Consider the following 22817-nt stretch of genomic DNA (forward strand, 5'->3'; position numbering starts at 1 on the left):
ACGATTACCCCCCGGCCGGGGGGTGACCGGATGTCGGCCAACTCCCCAAAATCGCCGCCGATGCCCTGAGATTCCGCATGGAACGGGCATGTATTCAACGAGAAGGGGAGATAGTCATGAAGATGGTACAGCTCACGCGCCGCAGCGCGGCATTGATGCTTCTGGGAACCCTGGCCGCCTGTGGCGGCGGCGGTGGTGGTGGATCGGGAGAGCCGGGCGGCGGAGATCCCGGCAATGGCGGAAATCCTGGCAACCCCGGTACGCCCGGCAACCCCGGCGGCACGCCCACGCCGGTGACCGGCCAGTACCGCATGGAGACCGGTGCGGAGAACTTCGACGCGGCCCTGTCCGCCATGAACGCGCTGGGGGCGCAGGGCTATGCCTTCACCTACAGCCTGGCCTCGGGCGGTACCGCCTTCCCCGTTCCCATCGGTGACTTCTACGTCACCGACACGGCCCACACCGGCACGCGCCTGGACTACCGCATGGTGCCCGACGTGGCGGGCGTCTCGGCCCTGGTGGCCCAGCTCAACGCACAGGGTGCGCAAGGCTACCTGTACAAGTCGGGCATGGCGTTCCCCAGCAGCACGCAGGACCTGCGCAACCTCTATGTGCGCAGCAGCAGCGCCGCAGCCACCTACAGCTACGAGACGCGCCCCGCCGTGGGTGCGCTGGACACGTCGGGCTTCACGCAGCAACTGGCCGAGATGAGCGGCCGGGGTTTCCGCTACATGGGCCCGCTGATCTCGGGCAACGAGATGTTCAACCTCTACGTCAAGGACTCCAAGGCGCCGGCCTTCGAGTACGCGGTGTTCGCATTGGCCGCGCCCTTCGGCATGGCCAACGGCACGGCGCTGAAGCAGCGCCTGGACGAGATGGGGGCCAAGGGCCACCTGCTGCGCGGCGCCCTGGTGCTGCGGGGCAATACCGAAGGCGTGCAGCTGTACGAAAAGAGCGGCGACCAGCAGGGCGCCATCGAGTACCGCGTCGAACCGGTGTCCCAAAGCGCCAGCCTCGCGCAGCGCCTGGAGCAGTTCAACCGCAATGCGGTCGAAGGCTTCTTCGCCTTCGGCGACGTGGTCACCGACGATGGCCGGTTCCATTCCATCTCGGTGCGCAACGTCCGCCGCATGGTGCATCCGCTGGCCGGTGCCTCCTTCCCCTGAGCAGGGCACAGGCATGCGCGGCCGGCGCATAATCCGGCCATTTTCCGCAGCAAGGGCGCCCCAGGGCGCCCTTGCTCAGTTTGTTTCGAGAATCCATCCATGACTGCTTTCGAGGCCGTGCTCTTCGACTGTGACGGCGTGCTCGTCGACAGTGAATCCATCACCAACCGCGTGCTGTGCACCATGCTCAATGAATCGGGCTGGCCCATCAGCACCGAGGAATGCCTGCGCGAATTCATCGGCAAGACCGTGCGCAGCCAGGCCGCGCTGATCGAGGCGCGCACCGGCAAGCCGCTGACCGACGCATGGATGGCCGCCTTCTACGAGCGCCGCAACGCCGCGCTGCGCGCCGAGCTGGTGGCCATTGACGGCGCGCTGTCCGCCGTCAGCCAATCCCATGCGCTGTGCGCTGGCCGCATCGCCTGCGCCTCGGGCGCGGACCGCGCCAAGGTGGAGATGCAGCTGGCCCAGGTCGGCATGGCCCCGTATTTCGAGGGCCGCGTCTTCAGCGGCCATGAGCTGCCGCGCAGCAAGCCCTTTCCCGATGTGTACCTGGCCGCCGCCGCCGCACTGGGCGTGGAGCCGGCGCGCTGCCTGGTCATCGAGGACACGGTGACCGGCGTCACCGCCGGCGTGGCCGCAGGCGCCACGGTCTGGGGCTACTTCCCGGCCGACCAGGGCCACGCATCGGCCGAGCAACTGCTCGAGGCCGGCGCCAGCTGCGTATTCGGCGACATGGGCGAGCTGCCGGCCATGCTGCGCGCCATCGGGCAGGCCAGCGCCAGCGCCAGCGCTTGAGCCTGAGCCGGCCCTAGCGCAGCCGCGGCGAAGGCGTCTCGTCCACGGCCTGCGCACGCGCGGCCTGCTGCTCGGCCTGCAGTGCCCGCTGGAAGGCGGGCCGCTGCTGCAGGCGCTGCCAGTAGGCCTGTGTGGCAGGCCCCCATTGCGGCTCCATCTCCAGGTGCGCCGACAGCATCAGCGCATAGCCCACGGCCACGTCGGCAGCGGTGAAGCGGTCTGCCGCGAGCCAGTGGCGCTGTTCCACGGCCTGCTCCACCGCGCGCAGCCGCGCAAGGAACCAGCGCTGGTAGTCCTGGGCCACCTGGGGCTGGCGCCGTTCGGCTGGCTCGAAGTGGGTGTAGCGCAGCACCAGGGTCTGCGGGAAGGTCAGCGTGGCATCGCTCATGTGCAGCCAGTTGAGGTAGGCGGCGAAGTCTGCCTCCTGCGGCTGCACGGACAGGCCCGCCCCGGGGTGCAGGGCGGCCAGGTATTCGCAGATGGCGGCTGACTCGGTCAGCCTGGCCTCGCCGTGGCGCAGCAGCGGCACCGTGCCCAGCGGGTTGAGTTCCAGGTAGCTGCGCTGCAGCACGCGCGGCGGAAACGGCAGCATGTGCAGCGTGTAGGGAAGCTGCAGTTCTTCGAGCATCCACAGCGCGCGGAAGGAGCGCGCGCTGACGCAATGGTGGAGATGGTGCATGCGCAAAGCCTAGGCCAGATGCGCGGACGGCGGCAGTCGCGCAGGATGCAAATCGCGCCAGGATGCGCGCGGCCCTCACTCGGGCCGGGCTCGTGCGCTCTTGCGGAATTCGGAAGGCGACAGCCCCGTCCACAGCCGGAAGGCGCGGATGAAGCTCTTGTCGTTGAGAAACCCGCAGGACTGGGCGATGCGCTTGATGGGCCGGCTGGTGCGCAGCAGCAGGGCCACGGCACGCTCGCGCCGCACCTCGTCCTTGAGCGCCTGCAGCGAGGCGCCTTCTTCCTTGAGCTGGCGGTGCAGGCTGCGCTGGGACAGGTGCAGCTGGCGCGCCAGCGTGTCGGCCGTCTGCAGGCATTCGGCGTCGGCCGCCAGCAGCTGGCGCACGCGCTGCACCAGCTGGCGCTCGCGCCGGTAGGGGCGCACCTGCAGCGGCAGGGCGCGCTGCAGCATGCGCTGCAGCGCGGGCTCGTCGCGCGTCAGCGGCATATCCAGAAAACGCGCGTCGAACTGGAGGCAGGCCCGGGCCGCGCCAAACTCCACCTCGCCCGGTGGGAACAGCAGCGCATACACGCCGGCATGTGGCGGGGGATCGAAGGGAAAGCAGGCGCGCCGCAGCGGCAGCGGCTCGTCGATGAACCAGCTGGCCAGGCCGTGGATATTGCGCAGCACCGACAGCAGGCAGAACTCGCGCATGGCGCCCAGCGTGGACAGCTCCTCGATGGCCAGCGTGGCCAAGCCGTCTTCCTGCGTCAGCGTGAGGCGGATGTCGTCGGCCAGCAGGCCATGGTGGCGGCACCAGCGCGCCAGTGCCAGGCCCAGCTGCTCGCTGCCCATGCTGGCGCGCGCCAGCATGCCGTAGCTGCCCCAGGGCAGGCGCCGGGAGAACCAGCCCAGGGCCTCGTCGTCGAGTTCGCGCATGGCGGCATCGGACAGTGCCTCCATCTGCAGCGCCGTGATGCACTCGTTGCGCTCTTTGACGGAGTCTGGCGCAATTTGTGCCTTCTCCAGGGCGGGCAGGGCGCTGATGCCCCGGCGTTCGTAGGCCAGCATAATGGCCTGCACAAAGGCCATGGGCGTGACTGCAGGGTGTGCGGAGGCCATGGTGGCGGCCGCCTGGGGCAGGGGGGTCTTGACCAGCGAGGGGGTGAACATGCTGGCAATTATTGCAACCTTCGTGGCCTGTTCTGCTCGGGGTTGGCCCTTATGCTGCCACGCAATAGCTGCCGTGACGGGGCAGGCCACTGCATTTGCCCGTCCCAGGCGCCGCCGACGACACAGGAGACAACGCATGCCCGCCCAGAACGCCCCGCTCGCTTCCAGCCATGCCCAAGGCCGCACCGATGTGCCGCTGATCGAGCAGACCATCGGCGATTTCTTTGCCGACATGGCGGCCCGGCAGCCCGATCGCGAGGCCCTGGTCAGCCGCCACCAGGGCCTGCGCTACAGCTATGCCGGCCTGCACACCGAGGCGCGCCGCCTGGCCAGCGCGCTGCTGGGCCTGGGGCTGGACAAGGGCGACCGCGTCGGCATCTGGTCGCACAACAACGCCGAATGGGTGCTGATGCAGCTGGCCACGGCCCAGGTCGGCCTGGTGCTGGTCAACATCAACCCGGCCTACCGCACCTCCGAGGTGGAGTACGCGCTCAACAAGGTCGGCTGCAAGGCCCTGGTGACCATGGCGCAGTTCAAGACCAGCGACTACCTGGGCATGCTGCGCGAACTGGCCCCCGAGCTGGCCACGGCCGAGCCCGGCCGCCTGCATTGCGCGCGCCTGCCCCAGCTGCGCAGCGTGGTCTGGATCGACGTGGCAGGGCAGGGCGAAGAGCAGCCCGGCATGCTGCGCTTTTCCAGCCTGCTGGCGCGCGGTGATGCGCAGGATGCGCGCATCGACGCCGTGGCCGCCACGCTCAAGAACACCGACCCCATCAACATCCAGTTCACCAGCGGCACCACGGGCTTTCCCAAGGGCGCCACGCTGACCCACCGCAACATCCTGAACAACGGCTTTTTCATCGGCGAGTGCATGCGGCTGACGCCCGAGGACCGGCTGTGCATTCCCGTGCCGCTGTACCACTGCTTCGGCATGGTGCTGGGCAACCTGGCCTGCTTCACGCATGGCTCGGCCATCGTCTACCCGAATGACGGATTCGATCCGCTGCTGGTGCTGGAGACCGTGCAGGCCGAGCGCTGCACGGGCCTGCACGGCGTGCCCACGATGTTCATCGCCGAGCTGGACCACCCGCGCTTCAAGGAGTTCGACCTGAGCACGCTGCGCACCGGCATCATGGCCGGCTCGCCCTGCCCCATCGAGGTGATGAAGCGCGTGGTCAGCGACATGCACCTGTCCGAGATCACCATCGCCTACGGCATGACCGAGACCAGCCCCGTCAGCTGCCAGAGCGATGCCGACACGCCGCTGGAGCGCCGCGTGTCCACCGTGGGCAAGGTGCAGCCGCACCTGGAGGTGAAGATCGTCGATCCGGCCACGGGCGAGGTCGTGGCGCCCGGCGTCTCGGGCGAGCTGTGCACGCGCGGCTACTCGGTCATGCACGGCTACTGGGGGGACGAGGCCCGCACGCGCGAGGCCATCGACGACGAGGCCTGGATGCACACCGGCGACCTGGCCACCATGGACGAGCAGGGCTACGTGAACATCGTCGGCCGCATCAAGGACATGGTGATCCGCGGCGGCGAGAACATCTACCCGCGCGAGATCGAGGAATTCCTCTACCGCCATCCGCAGGTGCAGGACGTGCAGGTCGTCGGCGTGCCCGACGTGCGCTATGGCGAGGAGCTGTGCGCCTGGATCATCGTCAAGCCCGGCCAGACGCTGGCCGAAGACGGCGTGCGCGACTTCTGCAAGGGCCAGATCGCCCACTACAAGGTGCCGCGCTACATCCGCTTCGTCGAGGCCTTCCCGATGACGGTGACCGGCAAGATCCAGAAATTCAAGATCCGCGACGAGATGATCGCCATGCTGGATCTGCGCCCGGCCAGGACCGCCTGAGGGCTGCTTTCATGCGCTGCCGCCAGCTGTCCACCGCGTGCCGCCTAGGGCGTGCCGCCCTCGGGCGCGGCCATGGCCGAGGCTGCAGCGCGGCGCGCCACGACCAGGCGCTTGCGCAGCGAGATCTCCTGCATGTCCAGCTCGCTGACCAGGCGGCGCAGCGACTCGTCGTTGATGCGGTGGGCCTGGCGCTCGGCGTAGAGCGCGTCGCGCTCCTGGTGGATGCAGCGCAGGCGCAGCTCGATCTCCAGCAGGTAGCGCAGCTTGCGCTGGCGCACGACTTCGGGCGCCTCGCGCTGGATCTCGATGCTGGAGGCCGTGCCGCTGCCGTCGTCCAGCAGCTGGACGCGGTTGCGGTACTCCTGCGTCAGGTGGCCCATGACCTCCTGGTGCATGGCCACCCATTCGGGCGTGTGGCCCTGGATCTCTTCCTCGCTCAGCGTCAGCCCGCCAATGGCGGACTGGCAGGCGGCCACGCGCGCCAGGCGCTCCTCGCGCACCGTGGGCGATTCGCCGGGCTGGGGCATGCGGCGCAGGATCAGCGGCAGGGCAATGCTGCCCAGCACCAGGGTGAACAAGATGGTGCCCGTGGCCAGGAAGACCAGCATCTCGCGGCCGGGGAAGGGCTGGCCGTTGTTCAGCAGCATGGGCACGGACAGCGCGCCGGCCAGCGTCACGGCGCCGCGTATGCCGGCCATGGTGGTGGCCAGGTTCAGCAGGTGCGAGGGGCGCTCTGCCATCTTTCCCTGGAAGTGGGCGCGAGCCAGGCTGCGCTGCACGCCCAGGGTCAGCCAGATCCAGCGCATCAGCAGCAGCGCGCTGGAGATGATCACCACATAGCCCACCAGCACCCACCATTCGCTGCCCGCATCGTGCAGCGTCACGCCGATGATGGAGGGCAGCTGCAGGCCCAGCAGCAGGAAGATGGCACCGTTGAACGAGGCTTCCACCATGCTCCAGGTGCCCTCGGTCTGCAGCCGCTCGCTGATGTAGCTGCTGCGCTCCAGGTCGGCGAAGTTGGTGGCAATGCCCGCGGCCACGGCCGACAGGATGCCCGACACGCCGATCTTCTCGCCCACGATGTAGGCGGCGAAGGGCAGCAGGATCAGCAGCAGCACCATCTGCGTGGCCGCCACGTCGCCCAGGCGGCGCGTGATGGTGCTGCGCGCATAGGAAAAGCCCCAGCCGATCAGCGTGCCCACGCCCAGGCCGCCCAGGGCCATCCACATGAAATCCTTGGCCACCTCGGTCCACGAGAACAGGCCGGTCAGCGTGGCCGCGATGGCGAATTTCAGCGCCACCAGGCCCGAGGCGTCGTTGAGCAGGGACTCGCCCTCGAGGATGTGCATGGTCTTCTCGGGCATGCCCAGGTTGCGCGTGATGGCCGAGACGGCCACGGCATCGGTGGGCGAGACCACGGCGGCCAGCGCAAAGGCCACGGTCAGCGGCATGCCGGGCACCAGCCAGTGGATCAGCCAGCCCAGCCCCACCACCGTGAACAGCACCAGGCCCAGCGCCAGGCGCAGGATGGGGCGGTACAGCGCAAAGAACTCGCGCTTGGGAATGCGCCATCCGTCGGCAAACAGCAGCGGCGGGATGAACAGCAGCAGGAACAGCTCGGGATCGAAGGCGATGTGCAGGCCCTTTTGCGGCCAGGCCATCAGCGCTCCCAGGGTGATCTGGATCAGCGGCAGCGGGATGGCGCGCACGTAGCGCGCGGCAATGCCCGTCAACGCTCCCAGCAGCAGGACGAGCAAGACGATTTCAACGGTGTGCATACGGCATTTTCCCCAGGCCGGACCGCCGTTCTTTGCAGGACATTCGGAAAAACCAAGCGCCCGCATCGGGCAAACACAAGAAGAGGCCACACATGAGCATTCTGGGCACCCAACTCAATCCGCGTTCGGCGGACTTCCTGGCCAATGCCGCGGCCATGCGCGCCGTGGTCGAGGACCTGCAGGCCCAGGTGGCCAAGGTCGCCGAGGGCGGCGGCGAGGCCGCGCGCGCCAAGCACGTGGCGCGCGGCAAGCTGCTGCCGCGCGACCGCGTGGCCATGCTGCTGGACCCGGGCACGCCCTTCCTGGAGATCGCCCCGCTGGCTGCGCTCAACATGTACCGCAACGATGCACCCGGCGCGGGCCTGATCGCCGGCATCGGGCGCGTCAGCGGCGTGGACTGCATGATCGTCTGCAACGACGCCACGGTGAAGGGCGGCACCTACTACCCGATGACGGTGAAGAAGCACCTGCGCGCCCAGGAGATCGCCGCGCAGAACCGCCTGCCCTGCATCTACCTGGTGGACTCGGGCGGCGCCAACCTGCCCAACCAGGACGATGTGTTCCCCGACCGCGAGCACTTCGGCCGCATCTTCTTCAACCAGGCCAACATGAGCGCCGAGGGCATTGCCCAGATCGCCGTGGTCATGGGCTCGTGCACGGCCGGCGGCGCCTATGTGCCGGCCATGAGCGACGAGTCCATCATCGTCAAGAACCAGGGCACCATCTTCCTGGGCGGCCCGCCGCTGGTGAAGGCCGCCACGGGCGAGGTGGTCAGCGCCGAGGACCTGGGCGGCGGCGACGTGCACACGCGCCTGTCGGGCGTGGCCGACCACCTGGCCCACAACGACACCCACGCGCTGGCGCTGGCGCGCCAGGCCGTGGCCAACCTCAACCATGCCAAGCAGCCTTCGGCTGGCGACCTGCCGCCCGAGGCGCCGCTGTTCGACGGCGGCGAGCTGTACGGCGTGATCCCCGTGGACACGCGCAAGCCCTTCGACGTGCGCGAGATCATCGCCCGCGTGGTGGACGGCAGCCGCTTCGACGAGTTCAAGGCGCGCTTCGGCGCCACCCTGGTCTGCGGCTTTGCGCGCATCGAGGGCATGCAGGTGGGCATCATCGCCAACAACGGCATCCTGTTCAGCGAATCGGCGGTCAAGGGCGCGCACTTCATCGAGCTGTGCTGCCAGCGCAAGATCCCGCTGGTCTTCCTGCAGAACATCACGGGCTTCATGGTGGGCCGCAAGTACGAGAACGAAGGCATTGCCCGCCACGGCGCCAAGCTGGTCACGGCCGTGGCCACGGCGGCCGTGCCGAAGTTCACCATCATCATCGGCGGCTCCTTCGGCGCGGGCAACTACGGCATGTGCGGCCGCGCCTATTCGCCGCGCTTCCTGTGGATGTGGCCCAACGCGCGCATCTCGGTCATGGGCGGCGAGCAGGCGGCCAGCGTGCTGGCCACCGTCAAGCGCGACGGCATCGAGGCCAAGGGCGGCCAGTGGACGGCCGAGGAGGAAGAGGCCTTCAAGGCCCCCATCCGCCAGCAGTACGAGGATCAGGGCCACCCCTATTACGCGACGGCGCGCCTGTGGGACGATGGCGTCATCGACCCTGCCGACACGCGCCGCGTGCTGGCGCTGGGCCTGGCGGCCACGCGCAACGCTCCCATAGAGGACACGCGCTTCGGCGTGTTCCGCATGTGACGGCGGCCCCTCTTTCCTTGCAGCGAGGTACTTCATGAAAACCACCGCACTGACCCTCGAATTCCAGGGCCCCCTGGCCACCATCACGCTGACCCAGCCCGAAGTGCGCAATGCCTTCAGCGACGAGGTCATCGCCGACATCACCCACGCCTTCCACGCCGTGGGCAAGCGCAGCGACGTGCGCGCCGTGGTGCTGGCCGCCGAGGGCCCGGCCTTTTGCGCAGGCGCCAACCTCAACTGGATGCGCCGCATGGCCGACTACTCGCGCGACGAGAACCGCGAGGACGCCGGCCTGCTGGCCGAAATGCTGCGCGTGATCTACGAATGCCCGCAGCCCACCATCGCGCGCGTGCAGGGCGATGTCTATGCGGGCGGCATGGGCCTGGTCGCTGCCTGCGACATGGCCGTGGCCGCCGAGGGCGCGGGCTTTTGCCTGTCCGAGGTGAAGATCGGCCTGATCCCCGCCACCATCAGCCCCTACGTGATCCGCGCCATGGGCGCGCGCGCCGCCCACCGCTACTTCCTGACCGGTGAGCGCTTCGACGCGGCCGAGGCGCTGCGCATCGGCTTCGTGCACCGCGTCGTGCCCGCCGAAGAGCTGGACAACGCCGTGGACGGCCTGCTCAAGCACCTGGTCAGCGCCGGTCCCGCCGCCGCCCGCGCCTGCAAGCGCCTGGTGATCGACGTGGCCGAGCGCGAGATCAACGAGCAGCTGATCGCCGCCACCGTCGAAGGCATCGCCGACATCCGGGCCAGCGCCGAGGGCAAGGAGGGCGTGCAGGCCTTCCTCCAAAAGCGCAAGCCGGCCTGGCTGGCCTGACACGCGCAGGCTGCCCATTCATCGCGCCACCACCGAGCAACGCCGAGCCAACGCCGAGCCAACACCATGAGCACCCTGACCGACTCCCTCGTCCAGTGGCTGCAGTCCGTGGGCCTGTACCCGGGCCCGGCCGTGCACCACACGGTCAGCGAGGCGGCTGGCGAAGTGGCCGAGCGCGTGGGCCAGGCCACCAGCGGCATGGACATGGCCGGCCTGCTGGCGCTGGCCGCCGCACTGGGCTGGGCCAGCGGCTTTAGGCTCTACGCCGTGGTGTTCGTGACCGGGCTGCTGGGGGCGCTGGGCTGGGTGGCGCTGCCGGGCGGGCTGCATGTGCTGGAGCATCCGGCCCTGCTGTTCGCCAGCGGAGCGCTGCTGTTCGTGGAGTTCTTCGCCGACAAGATCCCCGGGGTGGACTCGGTCTGGGACCTGCTGCAAAGCGTGATCCGCATCCCGGCGGGCGCGGCGCTGGCGGCCGGCGTCTTCGGCGCCGACAGCGCGACCATGGCCACCATGGCGGCCCTGATGGGCGGCTCGCTGGCCCTGTCCAGCCAGGTGGCCAAAAGCACGACGCGCGCGGCCATCAACACCTCGCCCGAGCCGTTTTCCAACGTGGGCGCGAGCCTGGTGGAGGACGGCGCCTCGGTGGGCGCGATCTGGCTGGCGCTCACGCACCCGCTGGCCTTCGCCGCCGTGCTGCTGGTCGTGGTCATCGCGCTGTGGCTGCTGACCTGGGCGCTGTGGCGCTTTCTCAAGGCCGTGGTGCAGCGCCTGCGCGCGCTGTTCGGCGGGTCTCCCGCGATGAATCAAAAACCATAGCCGCCGGTCGCCGAATGACCGGGGCTGCAGAGAAAACACTGGAGATAACGCATGTTCAAGAAGATCCTGATCGCCAACCGCGGTGAAATCGCCTGCCGCGTCGCGGCTTCCGCCCGCCGCATGGGCGTGCGCACCGTGGCCGTGTACTCGGACGCCGATGCCCGCGCCAAGCATGTGCAGGCCTGCGACGAGGCCGTGCACATCGGCGGCAGCGCCCCCAAGGACAGCTATCTGCGCTGGGAACGCATCCTGGAGGCCGCCAAGGCCACGGGCGCCCAGGCCATCCACCCCGGCTACGGTTTTCTCAGCGAGAACGAGGAATTCGCCCAGGCCTGCGCCGATGCCGGCCTGGTCTTCATCGGCCCGCCGCCCTCGGCCATCCGCGCCATGGGCCTGAAGGCGGCCTCCAAGCAGCTCATGGAAAAGGCCGGCGTGCCCCTAGTGCCCGGCTACCACGGGGCCGACCAGGACCCGCAGCTGCTGCAGCGCGAGGCCGACCGCATCGGCTACCCGGTGCTGATCAAGGCCAGCGCGGGCGGCGGCGGCAAGGGCATGCGCCTGGTCGAGCGCAGCGAGGACTTCGCAGCCGCCCTGGCCAGCTGCCAGCGCGAGGCCATCAACAGCTTCGGCGACGACGCCGTGCTGGTCGAGAAATACGTGCTGCGCCCGCGCCACATCGAAATCCAGGTCTTTGGCGACACCCAGGGCAACTGCGTCTACCTGTTCGAGCGCGACTGCTCGGTGCAGCGCCGCCACCAGAAGGTGCTGGAGGAGTCTCCCGCGCCCGGCATGACGCCTGCGCTGCGCCAGAAGATGGGCGAGGCCGCCGTGGCCGCCGCCCAGGCCGTGAACTACGTGGGCGCGGGCACGGTGGAATTCATCGTCGAGCAGCCCGGCGGCTACGACCAGCCCGAGGCCATGAAGTTCTACTTCATGGAAATGAACACCCGCCTGCAGGTCGAGCACCCGGTGACCGAGGCCATCACGGGCGAGGACCTGGTGGACTGGCAGCTGCGCGTGGCCAGCGGCCTGCCCCTGCCCAAGCGCCAGGACGAGCTGCGCATCACCGGCCACGCCATCGAGGCGCGCATCTGCGCAGAGAACCCCGACAACGGCTTCCTGCCAGCCACCGGCACCCTGCATGTCTACCGCAAGCCCGACTGCGCCAGCTTCCATGTCGGCGACGTGCGCGTGGACGATGGCGTGCGCGAGGGCGATGCCATCAGCCCCTTCTACGACTCCATGATCGCCAAGCTCATTGTGCATGGCGACACGCGCGAACAGGCGCTGGCGCGGCTTGATGCCGCCCTGGCCGAGACACGCATCGTGGGCCTGGCCACCAATGTGCAGTTCCTGCGCCTGGTCATCGCCAGCGATGCCTTTGCAACCGCCAAGCTGGACACGGCGCTGATCGAGCGCGAGAAGCAGCATCTGTTCCACCAGCAGCGCCTGCCGCAGGCCCAGGCCGTGGCCGCCGCCGTGGCCCAGGTGCTGCAGGCCGAGCGCGCGCAGGAAACCGCCGACCCCTTCAGCCGCCGCGACGGCTGGCGCTCGCACGGCGTGGCCGAGCGGCGCTGGGACTTCCGCCAGGGCGAGGCCGCCGTGCCCGCGCGCCTGCGCTACCTGCATGACGGCGCGCTGCAACTGGCCGTGGGCGAGGGCGAGTCCCTCGCCGAGGGCCTGCTGTCCTGGCAACAGGCCGGGGACGGCGCCTTCGACGTGCAATTCGCGGGCCAGCGCCTGCGCGCCCAGGTCCATGTGCTGGGCGAGCAATGCCATGTGTTCGCTCCCCAGGGCGCGGCCGTGCTGGGCCTGGCCGATCCGCTGGCCCATGCGGGCGATGTGCATTCGGAAGGCGGTCGCCTGACGGCGCCCATGCCGGGCAAGGTGGTCTCCTTTGCCGTCAAGGCCGGCGACAAGGTCAGCAAGGGCCAGCCGCTGGCCGTGATGGAGGCCATGAAGATGGAGCACACCATCGCCGCGCCCGGCGACGGCGTGGTGGCCGAGCTGCTGTATGCGCCCGGCGACCAGGTGACCGAAGGCTCCGAGCTGCTGCGCCTGGAAAGCTGAGCCCGCAGACAAGACAGTTTTGCGCAAAAGTCGCGCGTGGGCGTCGCCAGGCCGTTAGGCTTGGCCACCTATGCGAGTGACTTTCTGCTGCGAAGACACCAGGCCCGACGCCTGGCTGCAAGGACTGCGCGCGGCCCTGCCGGGCGCCGAGGTGGACATCTGGTCGCCGGGCGCGCCGCAGGCCGACTACGCCCTGGTCTGGGCGCCACCCCAGCGCTTCATCGACGAGCAGCCGGGCCTCAAGGCCCTGTTCAACATCGGTGCCGGCGTCGATGCGCTGCTGCCGCTGCACCTGCCGGCCGACCTTCCCGTCTACCGTCTCGAGGACGCCGGCATGGCCGTGCAGATGGCCGAATATGTCTGCCAGGCCGTGATCCGCTTCTTCCGCGGCCTGGACGGCTACGAGGCCGACATGGCCGCCGGCCTGTGGCAGCACCGGCCCAATCCCCGGCGTGCCGACTACCCCGTGGGCGTCATGGGACTGGGCCGCATGGGCGAGCGCGTGGCGCGCGCGTTGGCGGTGTTCGATTTCCCCGTCAACGGCTGGAGCCGTACGCCGCATGCCATCGACGGCGTGCGTGGCTTCTGCGGCCCGCAGGACTTCGACGCCTTTCTGCGCGCCACCCGCATCCTCGTCAACCTGCTGCCGCTGACACCCGAGACCGACAGCATCATCGACGCGCGCAGCCTCGCCCTGCTGCAGCCGGGCGCCTATGTCATCAACGTGGGACGCGGCGGCCATGTGGCGGACGAGGACCTCATCGCCGCCATCGACGGGGGCCATGTGTCCGGCGCGTTGCTCGACGTGTTCCGCACCGAGCCGCTGCCCGACGGCCATGCCTTCTGGCGGCATCCGCGCATCACGCTCACGCCCCACACCTCGGCGCGCACCCTGGCGCGCGACAGCGTGGAGCAGATCGTGGGCAAGGTCGCGGCGCTGAGCCGGGGCGAGGCCGTGAGCGGCCGCGTGGACCTGCGGCGCGGCTACTGACGGGCGCGCTCAGTCCAGCGTCACGCCGGTGCTGCGCACCAGCGCGCCCAGGCGCTGGGAGTCGCTCTTGATCAAGGCGCCGAATTCGGCGGCCGTGCCGCCCACGGCCGGAGTGCCGATGGCCTCCCAGCGCGTGCGAAAGGCCGGGTCCTTGAAGATGGCGTTGACCGTGGCATTGAGTTTGTCGATGGCGGCGGGCGGCGTGCCCGCGCGCACGGCAATGCCATGCCAGCCCGTGATCTGGTAGCCGGGCACGCCGGCCTGGGCCATGGTGGGCACATCGGGCAGCACCTTGCTGCGCTCGGCCGAGGTGACGGCCAGCGGGATCAGGCGGCCGCCCTGGATGTGTTGCAACGAGCTGCCCACGATGTCGAACATCACGCCCACCTGGCGGCCAGCGCCTGCGGAGTGACCGGCAGGGCTCGGTGGTCGGCCGGCTGCTTGTAGGCGCCGTTGGGGGCCACGGTGATGATCGGCGGGTCGCTCCACTGCGAGGTGGGTGACGTGGGGACCGGCGTGCTCATGGCGTGTCCTGTGCCTGCTCCGGCACCGGCAGCTCGCTGGCCAGCAAGGCCAGGCCCTGGCGCAGCAGCGCGTCGTAGCGGGCCCGCTCGACCAGACGGCGCTCCTCGGGCCAGTCGAAGAAGCCCTTGCCGGTCTTCATGCCCAGATCGCCACGCGCCACGCGATCGCGCAGGGCCTGGGCCGGCACATCGGTGTTGGACAGCGTGGGGTACATGGTGGCGGCCGCTGCGCAATGCACCTCGATGCCCGCATGGTCGCGCTGCAGCACGGGGCCGGCCGCCAGGAAGCGGAAGCCGAAGCCGAAGCGCACGGCGGCATCCACATCCTCGGGCGAGGCAATGCCCTCGTCGATGAGGGCGAAGGCCTCGCGCGACAGCGCATGCTGCATGCGGTTGGCCAGAAAGCCGGGCTGGTCCTTCTTCACCAGCACCGGCACGCTGCCGCAGCCGCGCATGAAGGCGTGCAGCCACTGGCCCAGGGCCGGGTCGCTGCGCTCGCCCAGCACCACCTCCACCAGTGGCACCAAGTGGGCGGGCATGAAGAAGTGCAGGCCCAGCATGCGCTGCGCCGTGGGCAGGCCGCTGGCGATGGCGCTGATGGGAAAGCCCGAGCTGTTGCTGGCCAGCACGGCGTCGGCCGGCGCATGCGCCTCAAGTTCGGCGAACAGCGCCTGCTTGGCATCCAGCCGCTCGGTGATGCATTCCACCACCAGGGCCACGCCGTCCCAGGCCACATCCTCCAGCGCCGCGCAGACCGAGACCTGGGACGCGCACCGGGCAAAGCCGGCCGTGGCCAGCTCGATGGCAATGTGCTGCAGCAGCAGCTCGCGCCGTGCCGCGCCGGGGTCGACCACGGTCACCAGGGCGCCGCCCCGGGCCAGGACCACGGCCACATCGGCACCCATGGTGCCTCCCCCGACGACCACCGTGCGCGCGTGGCGCGGCGAACTGCTGTGCATGCTGTCTCCTGCTGATTTCATGGATTTGAGGCGCAGTCTAGGCAGACGTCATTGAACGGTAAAGACGCATTTTTCGATAAACTGATCGGCCATGAAGATCAATTGGTCGGCCCGCGAGGTCGATGTCTTTCTGGCGCTGGCCGATTCGCTGAGCTTTCGGCGCACGGCGCTGCAGATGCACCTGTCGCAGTCGGCCGTCTCGGGCACGCTGGCGCGGCTGGAAGAGATGCTGGGCGCGCGCCTGTTCGAGCGCACCACGCGCGCCGTGGAACTGACCCAGGCCGGCGAGGTCTTCGCCGAGCAGGCGCGCATCCTGCGCCACCAGATGGACGAGACCGTGCGCCGCGTGCAGGAGGTGGCCCAGGTGCAGGTGGGCCGGCTGGCGCTGGCGGCCCTGCCTTCGCTGGCCGCGGGCCTGCTGCCCCGCGTGCTGGCGCGCTTTGCGGCCGAGCATCCGGGCGTGCACCTGGAGCTGTTCGACAGCCTGGCCGGGCCGGCCTTCGACATGGTGCGCGCGGGCCGCGTGGACTTTGAGCTCACGGCGGCCAACCCCGCCTATGCCGACCTGGACTACCTGCCCCTGGCCTCCGACCGCTTCGTGCTGCTGCTGGGCCGCGGCCATGCGCTGGCGCGCGGGCGCGGCGATCTGGGCTGGGCCGACGTGGCCCATCTGCCCCACATCTCCATGCCGGCCGGCACCAGCGTGCGGCAGTACGCCGACGAGGCCCTGCTGGCCCACGGCATACGCTTTGCGCCCCAGTACGCCGTGGAGCACCTGGCCACCATCGCGGCCATGGTGGCTGCCGATCTGGGCGTGAGCGCGCTGCCGCTGCTGGCCGCGCAGGTGGTGCAGCGGCCGGAGGTGGTGGCGCGCCCGCTGGCACGGCCGGTGCTGCGCCGCCCCATCGGCCTGGTGCGCCTGAGCGGCCGCCGCCTGTCGCCGGCTGCCGCGCGCATGGTGGAGATGCTGCGCGATGAAATGGCGGCCCTGCCGGGCTGAACGGGGCGCTGGCAGCCGTTGTGCATGGCCCGGCAGGATATGGGGTGGTGCCCGGGCCTGCAAGCCTGGACAATAGGGGCCGTACCCGTCATCCCGGTGAGAACACCCCATGAGCATTCCTTCCCGCGTCAAACTCGTCGATGTAGGCCCCCGCGACGGCCTGCAGAATGAAAAACAGCCCGTGCCCGCCGCCGTCAAGATCGAGCTGGTGCACCGCCTGCAGGAAGCCGGCCTCAAGGAAATCGAGGTCACCAGCTACGTCAGCCCCAAATGGGTGCCGCAGATGGCCGACAACGCCGAAGTCATGGCCGGCATCGTCCGCCGCCCCGGCGTGCGCTACAGCGTGCTCACGCCCAACATGAAGGGCCTGGAGGCCGCGCTGTCGGCGCCGCGCGAACTGTGGCCCGACGAGATCGTGGTCTTCGGCGCAGCCAGCGAGGCCTTCAGCCAGAAGAACATCAACTGCTCCATTGCCGAAAGCATCGAGCGCTTCGCCCCCGTGGCCGAGGCCGCACGCGCCCAGGGCATCTACGTGCGCGGCGCCATGAGCTGCACCGTGGGCTGCCCCTATGAAGGCGAGATCGCCCCCGAGCGCGTGGCCTACCTGGCCGGCCTCATGAAGGGCATCGGCGTGCAGCATGTGGGCGTGGCCGACACCATCGGCGTGGGCACGCCCGTCAAGGTGCGCAAGGCCATCGAGGCCACGCTGCAGCACTTCGCCATCGACGATGTCTCGGGCCACTTCCACGACACCTACGGCCAGGCCGTGTCCAACACGCTGGCCGCGCTGTCGCTGGGCGTGTGGCAGTTCGACACCTCGGTGGCGGGCCTGGGCGGCTGCCCCTACGCCAAGGGCGCCACGGGCAATGTGGCCACCGAGGACGTGGTCTACATGCTGCAGGGCATGGGCATAGAGACCGGCATCGACCTGGACAAGCTGATTGACGCTGGCCAGTTCATCAGCGACCACCTGGGCCGCCCCACGCAGTCGCGCGTGGCCAAGGCACTGCTCACCAAGCGCGCCAGCGCGTCTGCATGCGAGGCGGTGTGAGCATGTGCGGATCTGAACTCCACCATCTTCCCGAAGGCGTGCAGCGCGTGGCGGCCTTCCTGCAGCAGGCCGGCCATGGCGAGGGGCCGCGCATGCTGGACGGCGCGGCGCGCACGGCCCAGGAAGCGGCCGACCAGCTGGGCATCCTCGTGGGCCAGGTGGCCAAGAGCATCATCTTCCGCCGCCGCAGCGACGGCGTGGCCGTGCTGGTCGTGGCCTCGGGCGACCGCCGCGTGGACGAGAAGAAGGTCGCTGCCCTGGTCGGCCCCGTGGGCCGTGCCGACGCCGATTTCGTCAAGGCGCAGACGGGTTTTTCCATCGGCGGCGTCAGCCCCGTGGCCCATGCCAACACGCCCGTGACCCTGGTGGACCGGGAGCTGCAGCGTTTCGACACGGTCTGGGCTGCCGCCGGCCATCCGCATGCGGTGTTCGCGGCCACGCCGGCCGCGCTGCAACTGCTGGCCGGCGCGCCCTGGGCCGACGTGGTGCAGGAGGTGGCGGCATGATGGGCCCCAAGGAAATGCTGGCCCACAAGGCCGGCGCAGCCTTCGCTGCGCGTGCTGACGACGAGCCCGTGCCATCGCCCTGCATCTCGGTCTGCCGCATGACGCCGGACCGCAGCCATTGCGAAGGGTGCTTTCGCACCATTGACGAGATCCGTGCCTGGTCCAAGTCCGATGCGTCGCAGCGCCTGGTCATCTGGAACGCGCTGCTCGAGCGTGCGGGCATCACGGTCGCCGTCCCCTAGACCCCCCTGGACTGCACTGCAGGAGCCTGCCGCCATGAAGCAGATCACCTTCCATCTCGACTTCGTCTCGCCCTATGCCTGGCTGGCCTTCGAGCAACTGCCTCAGGCCCTGCAGGGCATCAGCCACCACATGCAGTACCGCCCCGTGCTGCTGGGCGCGCTGCTGCAGCGTCATGCCAACCCGGGGCCGGCCGGCATTGCGGGCAAGCGCGAGTGGACCTACCGCCATGTGAGCTGGCTGGGCCATGCCACGGGCGTGGGGCTGGACATGCCGGCCCGCCATCCGTTCAACCCGCTGCCGCTGCTGCGTCTGGCACTGGAATGCAGCGACGACGGCACGGTCAACCGCTTTGTCGCGAGCACGGTGCTGCGCCATGTCTGGCAGGGCGGCGCCGACGCGCTGGACCCGGCGCGGCTCGACGCACTGCGCGCCACGCTGGCGCCACAGCTGCGCACGGATGCGGCGGACAACGCCAAGCGCCTGCTGCGCGAGAACACCGACGCCGCGGCCGCGCAAGGCCTGTTCGGCGTGCCGGCCTGGGAAGTCGACGGCCGCCTCTTCTGGGGCCTGGACAGCCTGCCCATGCTGCGCGCCTACCTGGAAGGCGACAGCTGGTTCGACAGCGGCTGGGACGCGGCTGCAAGCGTGGAGCAAGGCCTGAAGGTTTGAATGGCGGGGCTGGAACAACGGCCCCGCCCCATGCCCAACGCCTTCAACTTCGCCGCCTCGCCCTTCGACTGCCTCACGCCCGACGAACAGGCGCTGGTGCGCGATGGCGTGGACATCGCCTACTTCCCCGAAGGCGCCGTGGTGCTGGACGCCGGCTCGGCGCCCACCCACCTCTTCGTCATCATCAAGGGCCATGTGGTGCAGACCGAGGGCGACGAGGTGCTGGCCAGCTACGGCCCCGATGACAGCTTCGACGGCCGCGCCCTGGTGGCCGGCCGCACGGGCAGCCGCTTCACCGTGGCCGAGGAGCTCATCGCCTACCAGCTTGCGCGCGAAACCGTGGGCGAGCTGATCGCGCGCAACACGGCCTTTGGCGCCCTGCTGTTCTCCGACCTGGGCCACAAGCTGGGCACATTGGCCCAGCGCGCCGACCGGCACGAATTGCAGTCGCTGACGCTGGCGCGCGTGGACCAGGCCTATCTGCGCGCCGCCCATGTGGTGGATGCGGCCACCGACATCGTCTCCGTGGTGCGCCTGTTCCATGCAGAGCGCACGACCAGCGTGCTGGTCTCGGGACTGCCGCAGGGCGGCCTGGGCATCTTCACGGGCACCACGCTGCAGCGCGCCATCCTTGACGGCCGCCCGCTGGAGCGACTGGCCGTGGGCGAGTTCGCCAGCCAGCCCGTGTTCACCGTGCGCGCCGACGACCAGCTGGGCGATGCCCTGGTCGTGCTGCTGCGTGCACGCGTGCACCGGCTGGCCGTGCTGGATGCACAGGGCCAGGTGCTGGGCATCCTGGAGGCGCTGGACCTGTTCAGCTTCCTGGCCAACCACTCCCACCTGATCACCGTGCAGATCGAGCAGGCTGCCGACCTGCAGGCGCTGGAGCAGGCGGCTGCCCAGATCACGCGCCTGGTGGCCGCCCTGCACCGGGGCGGCACGCGCATTGCCCTCATGGCGCGCCTGGTGCAGCAGCTCAACGCCCGTTTGTTCGAGCGTGCCTGGCAGATGCTGGCGTCGCCGGACCTGGTGGCCCACAGCTGCCTCTTCGTCATGGGCAGCGAGGGGCGCGGCGAGCAATTGCTCAAGACCGACCAGGACAACGGCCTGCTGCTGCGCGACGGCTATGTGCCGCCCCAGGACCTCGATGCCATCTGCGCGCGCTTTTCCGCGCAGCTGCAGCGCTTCGGCTACCCCGAGTGCCCGGGCGGCATCATGCTCAGCAATCCGCTGTGGCGCGGCACGGTGGCCGACTTTGGCCGTCGTGTGCGCGAATGGCTGATCCTGCCCAGCCCGCAAGGGCTGATGCACCTGGCCATCTTTCTGGACGCCCACGCCGTGGCAGGCGATGCAGCCTTGCTCGCGCAGGTTCGGCGGGACCTGATGGCGCTGGCCCTGGACAGCGACGCCCAGGTGGCGCGCTTTGCCTCGGCCGTCGACGCCTTCGCGCACGAGCCGGGCAGCTGGTGGGAGCGGCTGCTGGGCCGTGGTGACGAGGGGGCGCCCGTGCACCTCAAGAAGGCCGGCATCTTTCCCATCGTCCACGGCGTGCGCAGCCTGGCGCTGGCCCACCACATCGCCGCCACGGGAACGGCCGAGCGCCTGGCGGCCCTGGTGGCCGAAGGCGTGCTCGATCAAGTCCAGGGCCGCGAACTGCTTGAAGGACTGCACTTTCTCATGGGCCTGCGCCTGCAGGCGGGCCTGGCCGAGATCGACCTGGGCCGGACCGTCACCGGCCATGTGGACCCGGCGCGCCTGAGCAGCCTGGAGCGTGATCTGCTCAAGGACACGCTGGCCGTGGTGCGGCGCTTTAGGGAACTGCTGCGCCAGCGCCTGCGGCTGGACGCGGTATGAGCGCGGCACCCCTGTCGAAATGGGTGGCGGGCCTGCGGCGCAACTGGCAGCGGCGCAGGCTGGCGGACCCCGCCTATGCCTTTCTCTTCGACGCGCCGCCGCCCGGCGAATGGGTGGCGCTGGACTGCGAGACCACGGGCCTGGATGTGCGCTGCGACCAGATCGTCTCCATCGGCGCCGTGCGCATCGTGGGAGAGCGCATCCTGTCCAGCGAGCGCCTGGAGCTGCTGGTGCGCCCCTCGCGCAGCGTGCCAGCGGACAGCGTGCGCATCCACCGCCTGCGCGAGCGCGACCTGGCCCGGGGCCTGGCCATCGAGGACGCGCTCGCGCAGCTGCTGCGCTTCATCGGCAGCCGCCCGCTGGTCGGCTACTACCTGGAATTCGACGTGGCCATGATCGAGCGCGTGCTGCGCCCCTGGCTGGGCACGGGCCTGCCCAACGAGCGCATCGAGGTCTCGGCCCTGTACTACGACCACCGCTTCCGGCAGCTGCTGCCCTGGCAGCAGCAGGCGCCCGAGATCGACCTGCGCTTTGCCACGCTGATGGCCGATCTGGGCCTGCCCCGGCGCGAGGCCCACGACGCGCTCAACGACGCCGTGATGGCGGCGCTGGCCTTCATCAAGCTGCGCAGGCTGGCTGGCGGGACGCCGGCCGCGCTGCATCAGCGCAAGGCGGACGGCGAATAGCCGAAGCGCGCACGGAAGCGCTCCGAAAAGCGCGCACGCGACTGGTAGCCACATGCCTGGGCGATGTGTTGCAGGCTCCAGCCGGTGGTCTGCACCAGCAGCATGGCGTGGTGCATGCGCGTGTCCACCAGCAGTTCCTCGAAGCGGACGCCCTCGCCGGCCAAGCGCCGGCGCAGCGTGGCCTCGCTCATGGCCAGCGCGCTGCCGGCGCTGTGCGCTGTCCAGTGCTGCTGGGGCGCCTGGGCAATGAGGGTGCGCAGGCGCGAGGCCGTGCCGGGCGGGCCCGCGCGGCGCAGGATGTGGCCGCGCTCCGCGAGCGCGGCGAGCAGGTCCATCAGCCGGTAGCGCAGCCGTTCGTCGCTGAGAGTCGGCGACGGCACGCTGGCCAGCACCTGCCGCAGAGCGTCTTGCAGGTCGTCGTCCAGCGGCAGTTGCCGAAAGGCCTGCTCGTCCAGCGGCAGCGCTGCGGGCTGGGCGCGTGTGCGGTGGAACGCCTCCAGCAGCTCGGGCGACAGTGCCAGCAGCACGGAGCGAAAGGGCTGTCCGCCGCTGCCCGGTGTCTTCATCAGATCGGCGCTGGTATGCGCCTGCACCAGCAGCAGGCAAGAGGGCGTGTCCACCGTGGTCTGGTGGCTGCCGTCGTGCAGGTCCAGCCTGCCTGCCGCCACCAGCAGCAGGCAGGCTTCATGGAACAGGAAGCGCGGCGTATGCCGGGCCTGGCGCAGGCTGGGCTGCGCCAGGCTGCACAGGCCGGCCCGCACCACAGGGGCGGCAGAAGGCAGCAGCCAGTGGCTGCCGGGCACCGGGTCGCCGTTCAGGTTCAAGCGGCGCAGACCGCAGGGTTCAGGCTGTACAGGCCGGTGATGCTGGCCTTGCCCAGCACCTGGCCGGCTTGCAGCGCCGCGCGCACATTGGCGCCGGTCAGTTCGCCGGAGACCGCCAGCGTGGGCGTGGCCAGCGCATAGACGGTGAAGACGTAGTGGTGGACGATGCTGTCGTTCCACGGGGGGCAGGGGCCGTCGTAGCCGTAGTAGTCGCCCTTCATCTGCTCGTCGCCCGCGAACCAGCCCGTGTAGTCGTTGATGCCGTGGCGCAGGCCGCCGGGGGCGGCCGGGCCGCTCTTGCCGCGCGGCGTGACGCCGTCGGACTGGGCACCTGCCGCGATCTCGGTGGTGGCGGCCGGAATGTCCAGCAGCAGCCAGTGGAAGAAGTCCACGCGCGGCAGGCTGGCCGGCACTTCCCGGCCTTCCTGGTTCACATCGTCGCCGCGGCTGGGCACGTCGGGATCGTGGCAGACCACGACGAAGGACTGCGTGCCCGCCGGTGCGCCGCTCCAGGCAAGGTGCGGATTGCGGTTGGACGACAGCGCCACGTGGGATGCCGCATCGGGCACGGCGAACGCGAATTCGCCGGGGATGGCCTGGCCGTCCTGGAAGCTTTGGCTGGTGAGTTGCATGTCGGATGGATCCTGTGCGTTGAAGAGAGAAGTCATGCTGCACG

General features: G+C 69.8%; 22 protein-coding genes and 1 pseudogene. 15 read left to right on the plus strand and 8 right to left on the minus strand.

Annotated features, from left to right (window positions below):
• The first annotated feature begins 116 nt into the window (after window positions 1-116).
• Together U6958_RS05165 and U6958_RS05170 are read left to right on the plus strand one after the other, a co-directional pair.
• The gene (locus U6958_RS05165; RefSeq protein ID WP_074922533.1) at window positions 117-1166 is read left to right on the plus strand and encodes a hypothetical protein; all 1050 of its coding nucleotides are present in this window, start codon (window positions 117-119) and stop codon (window positions 1164-1166) included.
• 99 nt (window positions 1167-1265) lie between these two features.
• Window positions 1266-1964, plus strand: coding sequence for an HAD family phosphatase (locus U6958_RS05170; RefSeq protein ID WP_074922532.1), 699 nt, complete (start codon window positions 1266-1268; stop codon window positions 1962-1964).
• Between the two features lie 13 nt (window positions 1965-1977).
• Here U6958_RS05170 and U6958_RS05175 read toward each other — a convergent pair whose 3' ends face one another.
• Window positions 1978-2643: a glutathione S-transferase family protein gene (locus U6958_RS05175; RefSeq protein WP_017405399.1), complete on the minus strand. Its 666-nt coding sequence runs from the start codon at window positions 2641-2643 to the stop codon at window positions 1978-1980.
• 75 nt (window positions 2644-2718) lie between these two features.
• A complete protein-coding gene (locus tag U6958_RS05180; protein WP_074922530.1) occupies window positions 2719-3795 on the minus strand; it encodes an AraC family transcriptional regulator in 1077 nt (358 codons plus the stop codon).
• A 136-nt stretch (window positions 3796-3931) separates the two neighbouring features.
• Between U6958_RS05180 and U6958_RS05185 the strand changes: the two genes are divergently transcribed.
• Window positions 3932-5650: an AMP-binding protein gene (locus U6958_RS05185; protein ID WP_074922528.1), complete on the plus strand. Its 1719-nt coding sequence runs from the start codon at window positions 3932-3934 to the stop codon at window positions 5648-5650.
• A 44-nt stretch (window positions 5651-5694) separates the two neighbouring features.
• Here U6958_RS05185 and U6958_RS05190 read toward each other — a convergent pair whose 3' ends face one another.
• Window positions 5695-7428, minus strand: coding sequence for a Na+/H+ antiporter (locus tag U6958_RS05190; RefSeq protein WP_016450031.1), 1734 nt, complete (start codon window positions 7426-7428; stop codon window positions 5695-5697).
• Window positions 7429-7520: 92 nt separating this feature from the next.
• Here U6958_RS05190 and U6958_RS05195 point away from each other — a divergent pair, with 92 nt between their 5' ends.
• The 5 genes from U6958_RS05195 to U6958_RS05215 all read left to right on the plus strand — a co-directional run bounded on the left by U6958_RS05195 (window position 7521) and on the right by U6958_RS05215 (window position 13825).
• Window positions 7521-9128, plus strand: coding sequence for a carboxyl transferase domain-containing protein (locus tag U6958_RS05195; RefSeq protein WP_047327945.1), 1608 nt, complete (start codon window positions 7521-7523; stop codon window positions 9126-9128).
• A 34-nt stretch (window positions 9129-9162) separates the two neighbouring features.
• On the plus strand, window positions 9163-9948 hold the full coding sequence (locus U6958_RS05200) for an enoyl-CoA hydratase/isomerase family protein (RefSeq protein ID WP_034363212.1): 786 nt from the start codon (window positions 9163-9165) through the stop codon (window positions 9946-9948).
• Window positions 9949-10014: 66 nt separating this feature from the next.
• Window positions 10015-10764 (plus strand): DUF4126 domain-containing protein, encoded by a 750-nt coding sequence (locus U6958_RS05205; protein ID WP_043790440.1) that lies wholly within the window; start codon window positions 10015-10017, stop codon window positions 10762-10764.
• 51 nt (window positions 10765-10815) lie between these two features.
• Window positions 10816-12834 carry an acetyl/propionyl/methylcrotonyl-CoA carboxylase subunit alpha gene (locus tag U6958_RS05210; protein ID WP_074922526.1) on the plus strand — a complete coding sequence of 673 codons (2019 nt, stop codon included), beginning with the start codon at window positions 10816-10818 and terminating at the stop codon, window positions 12832-12834.
• Window positions 12835-12904: 70 nt separating this feature from the next.
• Window positions 12905-13825, plus strand: a complete 921-nt coding sequence (locus U6958_RS05215) for a glyoxylate/hydroxypyruvate reductase A (protein ID WP_074922524.1) — start codon at window positions 12905-12907, stop codon at window positions 13823-13825.
• Between the two features lie 9 nt (window positions 13826-13834).
• Here U6958_RS05215 and U6958_RS05220 read toward each other — a convergent pair whose 3' ends face one another.
• The 3 genes and pseudogenes from U6958_RS05220 to U6958_RS05230 form a co-directional block, all read right to left on the minus strand.
• Window positions 13835-14203: a tripartite tricarboxylate transporter substrate binding protein gene (locus tag U6958_RS05220; protein ID WP_074922559.1), complete on the minus strand. Its 369-nt coding sequence runs from the start codon at window positions 14201-14203 to the stop codon at window positions 13835-13837.
• An 11-nt stretch (window positions 14204-14214) separates the two neighbouring features.
• Window positions 14215-14349, minus strand: a pseudogene (locus tag U6958_RS05225) (3-keto-5-aminohexanoate cleavage protein); the annotation flags it as partial.
• Entirely contained in the window at window positions 14346-15308 is a 963-nt protein-coding gene (locus U6958_RS05230) for a 3-hydroxyacyl-CoA dehydrogenase family protein (RefSeq protein WP_074922522.1), read from the minus strand. The gene U6958_RS05230 and the pseudogene U6958_RS05225, both read right to left, overlap by 4 nt.
• A 91-nt stretch (window positions 15309-15399) precedes the next feature.
• Here U6958_RS05230 and U6958_RS05235 point away from each other — a divergent pair, with 91 nt between their 5' ends.
• The 7 genes from U6958_RS05235 to U6958_RS05265 all read left to right on the plus strand — a co-directional run bounded on the left by U6958_RS05235 (window position 15400) and on the right by U6958_RS05265 (window position 21317).
• Window positions 15400-16308, plus strand: a complete 909-nt coding sequence (locus U6958_RS05235; RefSeq protein WP_074922520.1) for a LysR family transcriptional regulator — start codon at window positions 15400-15402, stop codon at window positions 16306-16308.
• 109 nt (window positions 16309-16417) lie between these two features.
• Entirely contained in the window at window positions 16418-17359 is a 942-nt protein-coding gene (locus tag U6958_RS05240) for a hydroxymethylglutaryl-CoA lyase (protein ID WP_016452781.1), read from the plus strand.
• A 2-nt stretch (window positions 17360-17361) separates the two neighbouring features.
• Window positions 17362-17865, plus strand: a complete 504-nt coding sequence (locus U6958_RS05245) for a YbaK/EbsC family protein (protein WP_012207760.1) — start codon at window positions 17362-17364, stop codon at window positions 17863-17865.
• On the plus strand, window positions 17862-18107 hold the full coding sequence (locus U6958_RS05250; RefSeq protein WP_016450040.1) for a DUF1289 domain-containing protein: 246 nt from the start codon (window positions 17862-17864) through the stop codon (window positions 18105-18107). Before U6958_RS05245 ends, U6958_RS05250 begins: the two co-directional genes overlap by 4 nt.
• A gap of 34 nt (window positions 18108-18141) precedes the next feature.
• Window positions 18142-18777: a DsbA family protein gene (locus U6958_RS05255; protein ID WP_074922517.1), complete on the plus strand. Its 636-nt coding sequence runs from the start codon at window positions 18142-18144 to the stop codon at window positions 18775-18777.
• Window positions 18778-20631, plus strand: coding sequence for a putative nucleotidyltransferase substrate binding domain-containing protein (locus tag U6958_RS05260; RefSeq protein WP_074922515.1), 1854 nt, complete (start codon window positions 18778-18780; stop codon window positions 20629-20631).
• The gene (locus tag U6958_RS05265) at window positions 20628-21317 is read left to right on the plus strand and encodes a 3'-5' exonuclease (protein WP_074922513.1); all 690 of its coding nucleotides are present in this window, start codon (window positions 20628-20630) and stop codon (window positions 21315-21317) included. Before U6958_RS05260 ends, U6958_RS05265 begins: the two co-directional genes overlap by 4 nt.
• Here the strand turns inward: U6958_RS05265 and U6958_RS05270 are convergent.
• Together U6958_RS05270 and U6958_RS05275 are read right to left on the minus strand one after the other, a co-directional pair.
• Entirely contained in the window at window positions 21293-22141 is an 849-nt protein-coding gene (locus tag U6958_RS05270; protein ID WP_017407741.1) for an AraC family transcriptional regulator, read from the minus strand. The two genes, U6958_RS05265 and U6958_RS05270, sit on opposite strands and share 25 nt — an antisense overlap.
• Window positions 22138-22773 carry a YbhB/YbcL family Raf kinase inhibitor-like protein gene (locus U6958_RS05275; RefSeq protein ID WP_016450045.1) on the minus strand — a complete coding sequence of 212 codons (636 nt, stop codon included), beginning with the start codon at window positions 22771-22773 and terminating at the stop codon, window positions 22138-22140. The genes U6958_RS05270 and U6958_RS05275 overlap by 4 nt, the downstream gene beginning before the upstream one ends.
• Window positions 22774-22817: the final 44 nt, after the last annotated feature.

The organism is Delftia lacustris (assembly GCF_040267515.1).
Classification (GTDB): Bacteria; Pseudomonadota; Gammaproteobacteria; order Burkholderiales; family Burkholderiaceae_C; genus Comamonas; species Comamonas tsuruhatensis.